Consider the following 17,094-nt stretch of genomic DNA (forward strand, 5'->3'; position numbering starts at 1 on the left):
GACGGTTGCAACGTGCCGATGTGGAGATGGTAGCGGGCCTGAGCCAGGCGCCCGACATCGGGCCGAGGCTGCGGTGCTCGACGCTTCGTGCGGGTTTGTCAATTCGCTTTCCCCTTGTTGCAATCGTCCGTATTCCCTCGCAATGCAATGGGGCAGGCTTGTGACCTTCATGTCAGCTGTGCTAGTTCACGCGAGGGTCGTGGGTCGGTTGGTCAGGTGGATGACGGGAATCCTGCGCGTATGAATGTGCCTGCTCAGAGGTCGACGCGACCAGACTCTGCCACGCGTGGCATGAGCGGACGACGGCGTTGGCATTCGCGCTTGATCCAGTCCTTTCCGGTCCAGCTGATTGCCGGTCTCCTCGTTGCGGTGATTCTGCCGGCGCTGGTGCGCTGGGACATCGGACTCGTTACGGAAATCAACCCCGGGCAGTATCCTTCCGTTACCGGCACCGCGATCGCATTCGGCTTCGGCCTGCTTCTGCTCAGGCGCTTCAGTCGCTTTCCCGGCGTGCAGGGGTCCGGCTACATCGTGCCGTGTTTCCTGTTCACCTTCGGCCTGCTGGTGCTGATCATGTTCTTCTGGCGCATCGGCTTCGCGCGCAGCCAGATCCTGGGCAGTTTCGGCATGTCGATCATCTGGTGCTACATCGTCTGGTATGTGAACCGGTTGCGCAGCACACCCGAACTGGCGGTGGCACCGTTTGGCAGCTATCAGAGTCTCAGTGAACATACCGGAGGGGTCCGGCTGCATGTGCTGGAGGCGCCGACGCTTTCCGGCACGAGGGCCGATGCCGTGGTGGCGGATCTTCGCTCCGAGTTTCCGCCCGAGTGGGAGCGCTTCCTTGCCGCCTGTGCCCTGAACGGAACGCCCGTCTACCACATGAAACAGGTCAGCGAGTCGCTGACCGGTCGTGTCCGTATCGAGCATCTGTCGGAGAACACGCTGGGGGCCCTGATCCCGTCGCCTGAATATGTGGCCATCAAGCGAACTCTGGAATCGGGTGCTGTACTGATCGCTTCGCCGCTGCTTCTGCTCGTTGCCGGTATCATCGCCATCATGATTCGCCTGGACAGCAAGGGGCCGGTGATCTTTCGCCAGGTCCGCATGGGATATCGTGGCAAGACCTTCACCATGCTGAAGTTCAGGACGATGCGCGATGTGCCGGAGGGGCCGAAATTCACCCAGGCGCTTGACCCACGTGTGACACGGGTGGGGCGCATGTTGCGGCGCTACCGGCTCGACGAGCTGCCGCAGATGGTCAATATCCTGTGGGGCGAGATGAGCCTGATCGGGCCGCGTCCGGAAGCAGTTGAACTCTCGGAGTGGTATGATCGCGAGATTCCCCACTACAGCTACCGCCATATCGTGCGGCCTGGAATCACGGGCTGGGCACAGGTGCAGCAGGGATTCGCGGCCGAGGTCGAGGATGTCACGGATAAGTTGCATTACGACTTCTACTACATAAAGCATTTCACGCCCTGGCTGGATCTTCTCATTGTTCTCAAGACCATACATGTCATGGCTACCGGGCGGGGCTCACGCTGACGGTCCTGGCGGATTGCCATGCCTGTCCTCAATCTGACGCGGCCATTGCCAGCCGGACGACGACGGGTATGCGCTCTTTCTGCAACAATCAGATGAAACAGGTGCCGGGACCGGACCGGAGCTGGGGCACTGTCCCGCGGCCGGAGCATCCGGATTCGCAGGGGTGTCGTGTAATTGTTTGAAATCACTTCAAGAAATATGTTCCCGCAGAAGGGCGGCGGGTTGCCCCGGATGCGTGAGGGGCGGGGCGGAGATGGACAGTTTTACGTTGACCCGTCTCCAAGCCGCCGATAAGTTTCCTGCAACTCATATCAGGAGACTTGAGATGCGTAAGATTTTGGTTTCGTTCGTACTGCTGCTCGGTCTGGTTGTCGCGGCCCCTCAGATGGCTTTCGCGCAGACCGCTGAACAGGGCCGCGCCGCTCTTCTTGCGGAATTGGAGGCCCTCGGGGTGTCCGAAGCCGATGCGGCGCCGGAAGATCTGGCTGATGCGGCCGCTGCGGCCATTGCCGCCAACCCGAGCCTGGCGACGGTGATTGTTCAGGCGGCTGTCGCGAGCCAGCCTGCTTCTGCGCCCTTGATCGTCGGGGGCATCGTTGCTTCTCCGGTCCTGCCCGCAGCAGTTTCCCCGGGTGCTGTTGCTGCCGCCGCAGCGGTCGTCGTGCCTGAGCAGTCAGCTCAGATTGTTGTCGCTGCTGCGACGTCTTCTGGTGCATCGATCGAGTCGATCGTGTCCGAGGTTGCTGCCGCGACCGGCCAGGACGAAGGTGATCTTGCTGCAGCCGCGGCCGAGGTTAGTGGCGACGATACCGAGTCGCTGAATTCCGGTGGTGAGGACGAAAGCTCAAGCGCCTGATAGGCTTGGATTTCGGTGCCTAACAAAGTTTGTGCCAGGCCGATTGATCGGTTCTCTGGTGAGAGTTCGAAGTTCGAGTAAGTCCGAGGGGGCTGATTGAGATGAAAATTGTTTGGGGAAGTCTGGTTGCGGTTGCTGCGCTCAGTGTTGCTGGTGCCGCGCATGCACAGTCTCGCGACTATCAGCCGAATGGGGCGCGGGTTGGCAGCTTCACGGTCTTTCCGTCCTTGACGGTTGGTCTCGAGTACACCGACAACGCGTTCCTTGAGGATACCAATACGGAAGACGACACCATCGCGCGTGTCCGCCCCGGTATCCTGGCGCGTTCGAACTTCAAGCGTCATGAGGTCGTGGCATCGTTCCTTGGCGACGCCACGTTCCACAGCACCAACAGCGATGACAATACCCTGGACTTTGTTGCGCGACTTGGCGGTACCATCGAGGCGACCCGTGCGCTGCGCATTCTTCCGGAGGTTTCGTACAGGGCTGCATCCGAGCAGCGTGGTGACAACAACGTCAACGCTCTTGCTGCCGAACCGTCCACGTTTGACGTGATGGCCGGTAAGGTGGACGCGATCTACAAGGCGGGTCGGGTCACTCTCGAAGCTGGTGCGGGCGTTTCCTATTCCGATTTCGACGACATTCCCCTTACCGGTGGTGGTCAGGCGGCCCAGAACGATCGTGACCGCCTGCGTCTCGACACGTCGGCAAAGGTCGCGTACGAGTTCCGCTCGAAGACAGACGTCTTCGTGAAGGGGACGTACTCGATGATCGACTTCGACAATGTTGATGCGGTTGTCGGGCAGAAGCGCGACTCCGACGTGTTCTCCGCGTTGGTTGGTGTGTCCCACAAGCCGACCGCACGGACGGAAGCCACGATCGGGGCCGGTTACATTGTCGAGAACTTTGACAATAACGCGTTCGGCTCGGTTGACGGTTTTGCGGTCAACGGTGTCCTTGCCTGGGAGCTGAGCGCGCTCACCACGGTCACGGGGCGTGTTGAACGCCGCATCGATCAGACGACCGACGCGAATTCTTCGTCGGAACTGGCCTGGAGCGGAAGTCTTGGTGTCCGCCATCAGCTGCGCCGCAACGTGGTTCTCGGCGGTGACGTCGCGTACTCCAATCGCCTCTTCGAGGGTCGTACGAGCAATCGTGAAGATGACCGTTACGAGGCGAGCGCTCAGGCTGACTACTATATCAACCGGAACTTCTCCGTCGGTGCCAAGTACCGCTTCGCCCGCCGGATTTCCAACCTCGCAGGCAACGGCTTCTCCGAGAACCGTGTGCAGGCGACCGTCACTGCTCGCTTCTGAGTTGACTGAAACGGACTGTTCCAAGAGGGACAGTCCGTTTTGCTTTCTGCGGGACCAGGAGCTTATTTGAACTTAAGGGAGGCAATTCTAGGATGCGTTGTGTAGTTTGGTTTCGGCGCAGTTTTCTGAGTTGCATTGTCCTTGTCTTCTCGATGGTATCGACCGCCGTTCTGGCGCAATCAAACCTGCAGTACAAATTGGGACCCGGTGATAATCTGCGGGTCCTGGTCTTTGGCGAAGAAGACCTTTCCGGCGAGTTCGAGGTCGATGGCAATGGCCGGATCTCGATGCCTCTGATTGGTGTCGTCGATCTTCAGGATCGGTCCCTGCGCGAAGCCGAAGCCCGGATTGTCGAATTGCTGCTTGACGGGTATCTGCGAAATCCCAAGGTCAGTATCGACGTCCTGAACTACCGGCCTTTCTACATTCTGGGCGAAGTGAACGAGCCCGGAAGCTATCCCTACCGCGCAGGCATGACGGTCCTGAATGCAGTCGTGCTGGCAGGGGGCTACACCCCCCGGGCCGATGAGGACGATATCACCATCCAGCGGGGAACAGACGCCGTCGATCCGGATGGCAAGGGGCAGCCCGTCAAACCGACCACGATCGTGCTTCCCGGCGACATCGTTCGGGTCGAGGAACGTTTCTTCTGATCTCCGGATGGGCGTGTCAGTCGGCCTCCCTATCGCATCCGCCGTCAGTTTCGCCTTTGGGCCCTTTGTCAGTGTCCCTTGAAGAGACCACGAAGGTCGTGCGCGCCAATCGGCCCGGTCGAAGGGCTTCCGTCAGACGTGAGCGCAGACCTGCCCTCCTGAAGCTGATGGCCTGCGCAAACTTCGGAAGCCAAGGACCTGCATGCCCACAATAGGTTCCATTCTTCGCTCGCTTGTTCTCGGTCCGTCCGCCGACGGGGAGACCACGGGACCCGGCCAGGACCGCGCGTCCCCGCAACTGCCTGATCACCGCACGATCTACGCGATCGGCGACGTCCATGGCCGGGCCGACTGCCTGCAGCGCCTGATCGAAGTGATCAGCGAGGATGTATCCGGCACGGCGGCGGGATCGCCGGTTCTCCTCTTCCTTGGCGACTATATCGACCGGGGTGACGAGAGCCGCGCGGTCCTCGACATCTGCACTGACATTGCTGCGTTCTGGCGGGATGAGACCGTCTTTCTCCGTGGCAACCATGAGGACGCCATGATGACGTTCCTCTCCGACCCCGTCGGGGGTGCGGCCTGGCTCCGTTTCGGCGGCCTGTCCACGCTGATGAGCTATGGTGTCCCCAACGTTTCCGAGAGCATGTCGGAGGGACGCCTGGTCGAAGCGGCGGCGACGCTGGCCCGCCAGCTGCCGGAAGACCACCTCCACTTCCTGGAGAAGACGCGGCTGACACATACCGAAGGCAACGTCCATTTCTGTCATGCCGGTGTTGATCCGGACCAGGAAATCGGAAACCAGTCACCGCGAACCCTGATGTGGGGTGAGGGTACGGCTGCGCCGGCACCGGACTATCCCTACATCGTGGTCCATGGTCACGTGGTGGTGGACGGGCCTGTCCTGCGGCCCCGTGAGGTCAATGTCGATACAGGGGCATATTTCTCCGGCCATCTGACCTGCGCCCGCATCGCCAGCGGCAGTATCCGGTTCCTGCAGACCTGACCTGTCGCCCTTCATCCGGTTCACGGGAAGTTCTTGGGTGGTGCCGGTCACAGTTCGGCGGTGAATCGCTGGACTCCTGCGGGTCGGAGGCATATTTTGTCAATTGTTCTATCAGGGGATCTGAAGCATGAGAAAGCTGACCGGCTTCATTGCAGGCACGATCATCGCGCTGACGCTGTCCGCAGCGGCGCAGGCGGAACGGCGTGTTGCACTCATCATCGGCAACGCTGATTACACCAAGGCTCCCGACCTCCGGAACCCGGTGAACGATGCACGGTCGATGGCCAAGCGGCTGAAGGAACTTGGTTTCGAACTCAGCGGCGGCACACACCACGAGAATGTCACCCGTGTGGAAATGGCCCGGCTGGTCCGGCGTTTCAGCTCTGAGGTCGGACGCGACGACACGGCCTTCATCTTCTATGCCGGACACGGCATTGGCGCACATGGCACGAACTGGATGGTGCCGACGGACGACTCCGATATCCAGACGGCCCTCGACCTCCCCGACTTCGCGATTTCTGTCAGTTCACTCATGGAGCGGCTGGAGCGCAGGCAGGGCGGTACCAATATCGTCATGCTCGACGCCTGCCGCGACAACCCACTGCCCAGTGACACCCGATCCTCCGGCGCCACCCGTGGTCTTGGTCGCATGAAGGCGCCGAATGGCACCTTCATTGCCTATGCAGCTGACCCGGGACAAGTGGCGTTCGACGGCGAAGGCAACAACGGCCTTTTCACCGAATCGCTGATGCGTGCGCTCGAGAAGCCTGACCGCCCGCTCTACGAGATCCTGCGTGAGGTTCGCAGGGATGTCCGCCGCAAGACGTCCGGCGCGCAGACTCCCTGGACCGAGGAATCGCTGAACGACGAGTTCTTCTTCGTGGAGCCGCGTGAGGAATCCACGGTGCGTGTTGCCGCGCTGCAGCCCCAGACGCAGCCAGTTGCACCGCCGCCCGCAGCCGCGCCGCAGACCAGTGGCTGGCTGAATACGGCGCCCGCCGCCCCGGCACAGCAGCCGGTTGCCGCGCAGGCCCCCGCACCGGCACCGGTCGCATCTGCTCCGCCTGCCCTGCAGTCGATCGAGACGGCACCGCCTGCCCAGTCCGAACAGGTTGTGGCAATGGTTTCCCCGTCGCGCACGACAGGTCAGTCCGCAACCTCGGTCGCGCCTGAACCCGCCGTGGTGGCTGCCGCACCCGCTGCGCCTGAGCCGGTACGGGTGGCCGCCGCAACCGTCGCACCGCCGGCGACTTCCGCGCCTGCCGCACCCAGGATCGATTCGGCGCTGCTCGCTTCGACGGTGGGTGAGATGGTCACGATCAACCCGGCACCTTTCCAGGTCATGCAGGCTTCGGGCGCTCCCGGGACGACTGTCCGCATCGCCCATCGCTTTGCACTGGGCAAGTTCGAGGTCACGTTCGACATGTGGGATGCCTGCGTTGACGAGGGTGGCTGCCTTGGCTATCGCCCGAGCGACGACGGCGAAGGCCGTGGCGAGCGGCCGGTGATGAACGTCGAATGGAAGCACACCCAGGCGTTCCTGGAATGGGCGAACCGTCGTCTCGGTCTGACCGGTCAGCCTGATGCGCTTCGTCTGCCGACGGAGGCAGAGTGGGAGTATGCCGCGCGTGCGGGGTCGTCCTCGACCTTCTATTTCGGCGACGAACAGGACGAGATCTGCCGCCACGCGAATGTCATGGACTACTACGGTGGCCGTTATTTCCCGATCTTCCCGGCAGTCGACTGCGATGACGATTATGTCCGTCCCGCGCCGGTCGGCTCCTATGCACCGAACGGTTTCGGCCTGCATGACATGATCGGCAATGTTTCCGAATGGACTCAGGACTGCTGGTCCCGCAAGTACGGCACGATTGCCTCCGACGGCAGCGCCTATGTCGCGCAGCGCTGTGACTATCACGTGACGCGCGGCGGTTCGTGGATGGTGACGCCGAAGAACATGGGCGAGCGCGCCAGGGGCTACAAGGGAACCGAGAACCTGGGCTTCCGCGTCGCTCGCACGCTGCCCTGATACCTGACCGTTCAGGGGCCGGATCATTGCAACATGATCCGGCCCCTTTTCCGTCTCCGGAAATGAGCATCCTTCCTGACATTGGCGTTTCACCTGGCGCGGCCTGCCAGCTGCGGTTGCACGATGCTTAGATTTCTGCGTCACCGTCTCGCCCTGACGGTTATCGTCACCCTGCTCACTCTGGCGGTTACGGAGATGGCCTTTCGTGCCGTACCGGGCCTTGAGTTCATGGATCAGCGCCTGAACGATTTCCTTCTGGTGAATTCGGTTCAGGTCGATCCCGAGTCCAGGCCTGCGGTGGCAATCGTCACCTTCACCGAGACGACACTCGCCAGCCTGCCTTACCGTTCGCCGCTGGACCGCGGGTTTCTTGCCGACCTGCTGGATGGTCTGGCGAAGGTCGGCGTGCGCTCGGTCGGGTTCGATATCCTGTTCGACCAGCCAACCGAGCCGGAGAAGGATCAGCGCCTGATCGACGCCATTCAGCGATTTCCGGGGCCGGTGATCGTCGCCTGGGCCGATGCACGTGCCGGGCTGATCGAGGCCCAGTCCGCCTGGCTTGACGATTTCATCGCACGCAGCGGCGCCATTCCCGGCTTTGCCAATGTCACGATCGACACGGACGGTCTGGTTCGCCGCTATGATCTCAATCTGCCGCGGACGGATATTCTCAGCCTTCCCGGCGCGATGCTGAAGGCCAATGGTCACGGCTTTCCTGCGGCGGAATCAGGACTGATCAGCTGGCGTACGCCAGCCGATGCCAACTCCCAGGCCTTCCCCGTGCTGGCCAGTCAGGGCGTGCTCGCCATCTCCAGGATCCGCCCTGCCGCGCTGAAGCCCGCGCTGGAGGGGCGCCTGGTGCTGGTTGGTGCGGATCTGCCGCAACAGGACCGCCACCGCACCAGTCTGTCCGCATCCCTGAACCCTGCGGTTCCGGTGCTGACGGCGGGTGTCGAGATACATGCAAACATCATCGACCAGATCGTCAATGCGCGCTCTGTCCCCGAAGCGGACGAGACACAGCGCTGGCTGATCATCATTCTCGTCTCGTTTCTGGGGGCGCTGCTCGGCGTGCTCGAGATGTCGATGGCGGTGCGCCTGCTTGGTGTCGTCGTTCTGGCTGGCGGCTACGCCTTTCTTGTCTGGTACTCGGCGATCGGCAATCTGCCCTTGCTCCCGGCTTCCCGCCCCGTGGCAATCCTGATCCTGGCGTTCGTGGCGACGACGACCTTGCGCGCCTATCTTGCGCGGCGTGACGGGCGCTTCATCCGTGATGCCTTCTCGCAATATCTGGCACCGGCACTGGTGGATGAACTGACCCGCCATCCCGAACGCCTGAAGGTGGGCGGCGAGCGGAAGGAGATGAGCTTTCTGTTCTCCGACATTGCCGGTTTCACCGGACTCAGCGAGCGCCTGGAACCGGAACGGCTTTCGAGCCTGCTGAATGGTTATCTCGATGGCATGAGCGAGATCGTGCTGAAGCACGGTGGCACGATCGACAAGTTCATCGGCGATGCCGTCGTGGCCCTGTTCGGCGCACCGACCGCGATGGACGACCATGCGATGCGGGCCATTCGCTGTGCGATCGAGATGGACGTGTTCTCCGAGCGGTATCGAATCGAGAATGCGGATGTGACGATGGGAATCACCCGCATCGGTGTCCACAGCGGCGAAGCCATCGTTGGCAACTTCGGGGGCGCCAATCGGTTCGATTACACGGCCATGGGCGATTCGATGAACATCGCGGCCCGGCTGGAGGCCGCCAACAAGCACTTCGGAACCCGCGTGGCGGTCAGCGAGGCTTCGCTGTCCCGGGCATTTCCCGAATCGCACGGGGACAAACTTGTCCTGGACGATGCCACGATCCTGCCGATCGGCAATGTGATCCTGAAGGGGAAGAAACAGCCGGTAACGGTCTATACATGCTTGCAGGATATGGATACCACGGTTGCAGCGGACTACCGGAATGCCTATGTGGCAATGGATGGTGATGCGGCACGGGCCGCTGCGCTGCTGACTGCGATTGGCGAAGGCCTTGCGGTTCATCCGCTGGCGGCGCTGCATCTGCGGCGTCTTGAGGCCGGTGAGACTGGCGCGACCTTCGAACTGCTAGAGAAGTAAACGTGACCGTTGTACGTGAAATCGGGGCAGAGTTCGGATATATTGCCGCTTGGGTCTGGGATAAAGTGTGATGGATATGAAAAAAGTGCGTGTATTTGGATCTCGACGAGCGCTTGGTTTCGCCTTCGCTGCTCTGATTGCGATCACGGCCTGGGCGCCCCGTGCGCACGCGGCAGATGTGATCGTGCTTGATTCAACCATCTCCGCGTTTTCACCGGGGACGTCCTTGCCGGCAAATGCCTATGTGGACATTCCCGATGGTGGAAGCATCAGTCTGATGGACAGTGCCGGCGGCACCCGGGTCTTGCGTGGACCCTATACAGGTGCCGTGGCATCCGACGCGCCTGCGGGCGATGGTGGCGTCATGTCGATGCTCGGACAGCTGGTCAAGGAAGACGAGCGGGAGCGTTCCCAGCTCGGCGCCGTGCGCGCCTTCTCCAAGGATGACCTGCTGCGGGACCCGCTTGCCATTGATGTTTCGCGCAACACGACATTCTGTCTGCCGCCTGCTGCCAGCCCGAAGTTCTGGCGTCCCGGTTCGCTCGACCGTGATACCCGTTTCTCCGTCAAGGACTGGTCTAGCTCGGATGAGCCTCTGGTCGCCTACTGGCGCAAGGGAGACCGGGAACTCGGCTGGCCGCCGACGCTTTCCACCGCTGACGGTACGACCTTCCTGATGAAGGTGGAGGCTGCGCGATCTGCAGCCGAGGTCACGATCCTGAAGGTGCCGGAACATGTGGGCGGCGATCTGGAGACCATCGTCTGGATGGCCCAGCACGGGTGCCGTGAACAGGCCCGTCGCATGGTCGGCAGCATCCGCGCACCCGCCGGGACACAGTAAGCCGGACTGCCGTGACGTTCTGATCCGCTTCCGCGTGTCAGGTGGGTCTGACCGCCGGTCTGCCCCTGCGGCGCGGCGTTCAGCCCCTGACGCGTGTCGACTGCGGGTCGTACATCGGTCGCAACGATGCTCTGGCAGGGAAGCGTCTGCCGGCAATCTCGATCTCGTAGTCGGATCCAAGCAGGTCATCGGAACTCTGTCCGCTACAGGGCACATATCCCATGCCGAGTGTGCCCCCCAGCGTGTGACCGTAGGCCCCTGACGTGATCGTGCCGATGATCCGGCCATCACGCATGATCGCCTCGTTATGGAAGATCATCGCCTCCGGATCCGTGACGAGAAACTGCATCAGACGGCGTTCCAGCCCGTCTTCGCGCTTCCGCAGAACGGCCTCACGACCGATGAAGGGCCCCTTGTCCGTGCGCACGGCGAATCCCAGGCCAGCTTCGAGGACATGATCCTCGTCCGTGATGTCATGGCCGAAATGGCGGAATCCCTTTTCCATGCGGCATGAATCCATGGCGTGAAGCCCGCAGAGGCGCAGGCCGTGGTCCTGTCCGGCCTGCCGCAGGGTCTCGAAGACATGCATGGCCATCTCCGTCGAGACATAGAGCTCGTAGCCATGCTCTCCGACATAGGAAATGCGGTGTGCCCGCGCCAGCGCCATCCCGATCTCGATCTGCCGGGCCGTCCCGAAGGGCTGCGCCGTATCCGCGAAGTCATCCGGGGAGCAAGCCTGAAGCACGGCCCGCGCGTCCGGTCCCATCAGGCAGAGCACCGCCTCCGCCGCCGTCACGTCGGTGAGCGTCACATGCAGATCCGGATCTAGGTGGCGACGCAGCCATGCCATGTCCCGGACCAGCGTCGCGCCGGGTACGACCAGCAGGAACGCGGTTTCGGAGAGCCGGGTCACCGTCAGGTCCGACTCGATACCACCGCGCGGGTTGAGCATCTGCGTGTAGGTGATGCGGCCCTCGGCAACATCCATCTGGTTGGCCATGAGAGTCTGCAGGAAGGGCAGGGCGTCCCGGCCCTCGACCCTGATCTTGCCGAATGAGGACATGTCGTAGAGACCGGCACCTTCGCGCAGGGCCCTGTGTTCCCGCGCCTGACTGGCGAACCAGTTCTGGCGATGCCAGTCATGGTCATAACGGGCGACTTCGCCCGCTTCGGCGAACCAGTTGGCCCGCTCCCAGCCTGCCGCCTCTCCGAATACGGCACCTTCGGCTGCCAGGGCACCGTGCAGGGGGGACCGGCGGATGCCGCGCGCGGTGTCGGGCTGGCGATAGGGGTAGTGGTCGGCATACAGCAGACCCAGGCTCTCGCTCACCCGCTCCCGCAGATAGGTTCGGTTGCGCTGAAACGGCTGGGCGCGGCGGATATCGACCTCCCAGAGGTCGAAGGGCGGTTCCCCCTCCGCGATCCAGTGTGCCAGCGCATATCCGGCCCCGCCGGACGAGACGATGCCGATGGAATTGTACCCGGCGGCCACCCAGTAGCCCTTCAGCTCGGGGGCCTCCCCCAGATAGTAGCGATCATCGGGCGTGAAGCTCTCGGGTCCGTTGAAGAAGGTGTGGATCCCGGCCTTCTCCAGCAGCGGCATACGGTTCACTGCCGTGGTGAAGATCGGTTCGAAATGATCGAAATCCTCTGGCAACTGGTCGAAGCAGAAGTCCTCTGCAATGCCGTCCATGCCCCAGGGCTTGGCCTTGGGCTCGAAGGCTCCCAGCATCAGCTTGCCGGCGTCTTCCTTGAAATAGGCATGTTCGTCCGGCACCCGCAGCACCGGCAGCCGACCCAGGTCGGCCACAGGTTCCGTCACCAGATAGAAGTGTTCGCAGGCATGCAGCGGCAGGGTCACACCGGATTGCGCGGCAAACTCGCGCCCCCACATCCCGGCGCAATTGATCACCACATCGGTCGCAGTGCGCCCCGCTTCCCCTCCGGCTTCCCAGGTCACGGCACGGACCTGTCCCGCAACGGTCTCGACACCGGTCACCTTCACATGCTCGATCACCGTCGCGCCCGCCATCCGCGCCCCGCGCGCCAGCGCCAGCGCGATATTGCCCGGATCGCACTGGCCGTCGCCGGGCAGATGCACGCCCGCGGTCACGCCGTCGGTATTCAGGTGCGGATAGAGCGCCTTGACCTCGGCGGGGGAAATCTCGTGCACCTCCACATCGAAGGCCCGGGCCAGCGTGGCCTGGCGCAGGATCTCCGCACGCCGGTGTTCGGTCAGCGCCACGGTGATCGATCCGGTGCGGCGCATGCCCGTGGCGATGCCGGTCTCTGCCTCCAGCTTCGCATAGAGGTCAGCGGAATATTTCGCGAGCCGTGTCATGTTGCGGGACGCCCGCAACTGACCGATCAGGCCTGCGGCGTGCCAGGTGGTGCCGCTGGTCAGTTGCTGGCGTTCCAGCAGCACGATCTCGGTCCAGCCCAGTTGCGCCAGATGATAGGCAACGGAACAGCCGGAGACCCCGCCACCCACGATGACGGCGCGCGCCTGCTCCGGCGGTCGGATGCTCATGCGGACGTCTCCGGCGCGTCACAGACCACGCAGAGCTTGTTGCCCTCCGGGTCGCGAAAGTAGGCACCGTAGTAGTCCGGGTGATAGTGCGGGCGCAGTCCGGGTTCGCCTTCGGACGTGCCGCCATGGACCAGCGCCAACCTGTGGCATTCGTCGACGATGGCACGGCTCTCGGCCAGAAAGGCGGTCATCTGACCGTTACCGGGTGTTGCCGGCTTGCCGTCGAAGGGCCGGCCGATGACCAGCAGCGGACGGAACCCTTCCCCCCTGTTCCAGGCCGCCCAGCCTTTTTCCGCATCGCTGAAGCGCAGGTTCAGTCCCAGGGCAACAGCCAGAGGCTGATAGAAACCGAACGCGCCTTCGAAATCATTGATCCCGATGAAGATGTGCGAAAACACCTGCCTCGCCCCCTGTGCGCTCATCTGTCGATTACGGCAGGATGCGGGTGATCCGCCACCCGCGCAAGGCAGGGGTGGGTGCAGGCTGCGGCTACTTCCCACCGGGGCGAACCGCCGTCATGATGCGGGCAGGAATGCATGGTGACGGAATCGGGGGAGGACGCGGAAATGGCCGAGCTGGCAAAGGTGGCGCTGGACGACAAGTACACCGTCGAGAGCGGGCGCATCTATCTGACGGGTGTGCAGGCGCTTGTCCGTCTGCCGATGATGCAGCGGCAGCGTGATCTGGCCCACGGTCTGAATACGGGCGGCTTCATTTCCGGCTATCGCGGTTCGCCGCTCGGTCAGTACGACGCGGCGCTGTGGGGGGCGAAGCAGTATCTGGCGGAGAACAACATCCACTTCCAGCCCGGCCTGAACGAGGATCTGGGCGTTACCGCTGTCTGGGGTAGCCAGCAGACCAACCTGTTCCCGAAGGCCACGGTCGATGGTGTCTTCGGCATCTGGTACGGCAAGGGACCGGGTGTCGACCGCTCCCTCGATGCCCTGAAGCACGGCAATGCCGCTGGCTCGTCCAGGCATGGCGGCGTGCTGGTGCTGGCGGGTGACGACCATGGCTGCCAGTCCTCCACCCTGCCGCACCAGTCGGAGCAGGTATTCGAGGCGGCGATGATTCCGGTGCTGAATCCGGCCAGCGTGCAGGAATATCTGGACCTGGGCATGCTGGGCTTTGCCATGTCGCGCTATTCCGGTACCTGGACTGCCTTCAAGGCGATCTCGGAGACCGTGGAGAGCAGTGCCTCCGTCCACGTCGATCCTAACCGGCTGGAAATCCACATGCCGACCGATTTCGAGATGCCGGCGGGCGGGCTGAACATCCGCCTGGGTGATGCACCGATGGTGCAGGAGGCCCGGCTGATGGGGCCGAAGATGGAGGCTGTGGCCGCCTTCGCAAGGGCAAACGGTTTCGACCGTATCGTGCATGAGCCGACCCGGCCCGCGCGCATCGGCATCATGGCGACGGGCAAGGGCTATCTGGACCTGCGCCAGGCCCTGTCGGACCTCGGCCTGCCGGAGGATCGCCTGAACGAGATGGGCGTGCGCATCTACAAGGTGGCCCTGACCTGGCCGCTGGAACGCGAAGGCGCACTGAAGTTTGCCGAAGGGCTGGAAGAAGTCATCGTGGTGGAGGAAAAGCGCGGGCTGATCGAGGATCAGCTGATGAAGCTGCTCTATCATGTCCCCGCCGACAGGCGCCCGAGTGTGGTCGGCAAGACCGACGAACGCGGCAAGCCGCTGATGCCTTCGACCGGCGAGCTCTCGCCCACCATGGTGGCGCGCGCGATCGCGGAGCGGTTGCGGCAGCGCGATCTGACCGATTCGGCGATGGAACAGCGCCTGGCCCGGATCGAGGCCAAGGAAGCTGCATTGTCGGCCCCGCCGCCGAAGACCATGCGCACGCCGTTCTTCTGTTCCGGCTGTCCGCACAACAGCTCCACCAAGGTGCCGGACGGCAGCCGCGCCGGTGCCGGCATCGGCTGTCACGGCATGGCGATCTGGATGCCGGAGCGCCGCACCCAGACCATGACCCACATGGGCGCGGAGGGTGTCACCTGGGTCGGTCAGTCGCCGTTCACGGAGGAAGAGCACATCTTCCAGAACCTGGGCGACGGCACCTACTACCATTCCGGCCTGCTGGCGATCCGTGCGGCCTCCGCTGCCGGTGTGAACATCACCTACAAGATCCTCTACAATGATGCCGTCGCCATGACCGGCGGGCAGCCGCATGACGGCACGCTGACGGTCTGGGACATTTCCCTGCAGGTCTATGCGGAGGGGGCGAAGCGCGTCGTCGTCGTGACCGACGAACCCGACAAGTACCCGAGCGGCCTGCACTGGGCGCCGGGCCTGACCATCCATCACCGCGACGAGCTGGATCAGGTACAGCGCGAACTGCGCGCGACGCCCGGCCTGACGGTGCTGATCTATGACCAGACCTGCGCCGCAGAGAAGCGCCGCCGCCGCAAGCGCGGCACCTTCCCCGACCCGGCCAAGCGCGTCTTCATCAACGAGGAAGTGTGCGAGGGCTGCGGCGACTGCTCGACACAGTCCAACTGCGTCTCCGTGAAGCCGCTGGATACCGATCTGGGCCGCAAGCGGCGCATCGACCAGTCCGACTGCAACAAGGACTTCTCCTGCCTGAAGGGCTTCTGCCCCAGCTTCGTCACCATCGAGGGCGGGGGCGTGCGCAAGGGCCGGAAGCCGAACCTGAAGCTGGTGGGGGCCGACGCCGATCCGTTCGCCGACCTGCCGATGCCGAAGGTGCGCGACCTGACCGAGCCCTATGGCATCCTGATCACCGGCATCGGCGGTACCGGCGTGATCACCGTCGGTGCCCTGATCGGCATGGCGGCGCATCTGGAGGGCAAGGGTGCCACGGCGCTGGACTTCACCGGTCTGGCGCAGAAGAACGGCGCGGTGATGAGCCATGTCCGTCTGGCCCCGAAGCCGGAGGATCTCTACTCCGTGCGCATCTCGGCGGGTGGCTCCAATCTCGTCCTCGGCTGCGACATGGTGGTTGCGGCCAGCCCCAACGCCATCGCGACGATGGAACAGGGCGTCACCCGCGCGGTGCTGAACAGCGCCCTGCAGCCGACCGCCGCCTTTGTCACCGACAATGACATGGACTTGGGGGAGAAGGAGACTGTGGACCGCCTGGTGGAGGCCCTGGGCGACGACCATGCGGACTTCATCTCCGCCACCAACCTGGCCACCGCGATCATGGGCGATTCCATCGCCGCCAACCTGTTCCTGCTGGGCTTCGCCTGGCAGAAGGGGCTGGTGCCGCTGTCCTTCGATGCGCTGGACGAGGCCATTGCCATCAACAACGTCGCGGTCGCCATGAACCGTCAGAGCTTCGCCTGGGGCCGTCTGGCGGCGCATGACATGGCGGCGGTGGAGAAGGCTGCGGCACCCCGCATGGCCACCCCGGCACGCCGTGAACTGACTCTGGAGGAAACGATCGCGGACCGGGTGCAGCGGCTGACCGCGTACCAGAACGCCGCCTATGCCGACCGCTACCGGCAGTTCGTCGACAAGGCGATCCAGGCGGAGAAGTCCAGGGCTTCTGGCCGCGATGGTCTGGGACTGGCAGTCGCCCGTTCGCTCTACAAGCTGATGGCCTACAAGGACGAGTACGAGGTCGCGCGCCTCTACACGGATCCGGCCTTCAGGGCGAAGATCAATCGCCAGTTCCAGGGCGACTTCAAGGTGAAGTTCCACCTTGCCCCGCCGATTGCCGCCGCCCGCGACCCGGAGACCGGTCAGTTGACCAAGCGCGAGTACGGCCCCTGGATGATGTCGGCCTTCGGTCTGCTGGCGAAGATGAAGGGGCTGCGCGGAACGCGCCTCGATATCTTCGGGCGCACGGAGGAGCGGAAGATGGAGCGCCAGCTCATCACCGACTACATGGCGATGATGGAGGAGGTGCTGGGCAGCCTGGACGCCGCAAACCACGTGACAGCGGTGCAGATCGCGGCCCTGCCGGAACAGATCCGCGGCTTCGGCCACATCAAGGAAGCCAGTGTGGAAGCGGCAAAGGCCCGCCAGTCCGCGCTACTGCACGCCTTCCGCAATCCCGAGACCCGGGCCGCGGCGGCGCAGTAGGCCGGCGCGCGAGGGAGCCTGAATACCCCTTCCCTCTGGAAGGGACCTCTGCCGTTTGCGGGAGGAGAGCAGGGACAGGCGGTAGCGCCTCTCCATTCGGCGTTCCCGGGCTTGACCCGGGTACCCATGG

General features: G+C 63.5%; 11 protein-coding genes. 9 read left to right on the forward strand and 2 right to left on the reverse strand.

The window, feature by feature from the left end; translation table 11 throughout:
* Nucleotides 1–291 precede the first annotated feature (291 nt).
* The 8 genes from QGV54_RS00580 to QGV54_RS00615 all read left to right on the forward strand — a co-directional run bounded on the left by QGV54_RS00580 (nt 292) and on the right by QGV54_RS00615 (nt 10,370).
* A complete protein-coding gene (locus tag QGV54_RS00580; protein ID WP_281020035.1) occupies nt 292–1,548 on the forward strand; it encodes a sugar transferase in 1,257 nt (418 codons plus the stop codon).
* A gap of 253 nt (nt 1,549–1,801) precedes the next feature.
* Nucleotides 1,802–2,404, forward strand: a complete 603-nt coding sequence (locus QGV54_RS00585; RefSeq protein WP_281020036.1) for a hypothetical protein — start codon at nt 1,802–1,804, stop codon at nt 2,402–2,404.
* A 101-nt stretch (nt 2,405–2,505) separates the two neighbouring features.
* Nucleotides 2,506–3,720 carry an outer membrane beta-barrel protein gene (locus QGV54_RS00590; protein ID WP_281018824.1) on the forward strand — a complete coding sequence of 405 codons (1,215 nt, stop codon included), beginning with the start codon at nt 2,506–2,508 and terminating at the stop codon, nt 3,718–3,720.
* A gap of 152 nt (nt 3,721–3,872) precedes the next feature.
* On the forward strand, nt 3,873–4,373 hold the full coding sequence (locus QGV54_RS00595; RefSeq protein WP_281018823.1) for a polysaccharide biosynthesis/export family protein: 501 nt from the start codon (nt 3,873–3,875) through the stop codon (nt 4,371–4,373).
* A gap of 202 nt (nt 4,374–4,575) precedes the next feature.
* Entirely contained in the window at nt 4,576–5,379 is an 804-nt protein-coding gene (locus QGV54_RS00600) for a metallophosphoesterase (protein ID WP_281018822.1), read from the forward strand.
* Nucleotides 5,380–5,506: 127 nt separating this feature from the next.
* Nucleotides 5,507–7,408 (forward strand): SUMF1/EgtB/PvdO family nonheme iron enzyme, encoded by a 1,902-nt coding sequence (locus QGV54_RS00605; protein WP_281018821.1) that lies wholly within the window; start codon nt 5,507–5,509, stop codon nt 7,406–7,408.
* Nucleotides 7,409–7,531: 123 nt separating this feature from the next.
* Nucleotides 7,532–9,529 (forward strand): adenylate/guanylate cyclase domain-containing protein, encoded by a 1,998-nt coding sequence (locus tag QGV54_RS00610; RefSeq protein ID WP_281020037.1) that lies wholly within the window; start codon nt 7,532–7,534, stop codon nt 9,527–9,529.
* Nucleotides 9,530–9,713: 184 nt separating this feature from the next.
* Nucleotides 9,714–10,370 carry a hypothetical protein gene (locus tag QGV54_RS00615; RefSeq protein ID WP_281018819.1) on the forward strand — a complete coding sequence of 219 codons (657 nt, stop codon included), beginning with the start codon at nt 9,714–9,716 and terminating at the stop codon, nt 10,368–10,370.
* A 79-nt stretch (nt 10,371–10,449) separates the two neighbouring features.
* Here the strand turns inward: QGV54_RS00615 and QGV54_RS00620 are convergent, their stop codons facing one another.
* Both QGV54_RS00620 and QGV54_RS00625 read right to left on the reverse strand, forming a co-directional pair.
* A complete protein-coding gene (locus tag QGV54_RS00620; RefSeq protein ID WP_281018818.1) occupies nt 10,450–12,900 on the reverse strand; it encodes an FAD-dependent oxidoreductase in 2,451 nt (816 codons plus the stop codon).
* Nucleotides 12,897–13,298 carry a VOC family protein gene (locus QGV54_RS00625; protein ID WP_281018817.1) on the reverse strand — a complete coding sequence of 134 codons (402 nt, stop codon included), beginning with the start codon at nt 13,296–13,298 and terminating at the stop codon, nt 12,897–12,899. Before QGV54_RS00625 ends, QGV54_RS00620 begins: the two co-directional genes overlap by 4 nt.
* Nucleotides 13,299–13,466: 168 nt before the next feature.
* On the opposite strand from QGV54_RS00625, the gene QGV54_RS00630 reads away from it, so the two are divergent.
* Nucleotides 13,467–16,964: an indolepyruvate ferredoxin oxidoreductase family protein gene (locus QGV54_RS00630; protein ID WP_281018816.1), complete on the forward strand. Its 3,498-nt coding sequence runs from the start codon at nt 13,467–13,469 to the stop codon at nt 16,962–16,964.
* Nucleotides 16,965–17,094: the final 130 nt, after the last annotated feature.

Origin of the sequence: Minwuia sp. IMCC3060, from assembly GCF_029909435.1 — a bacterium.
Classification (GTDB): domain Bacteria; phylum Pseudomonadota; class Alphaproteobacteria; order Minwuiales; family Minwuiaceae; genus Minwuia.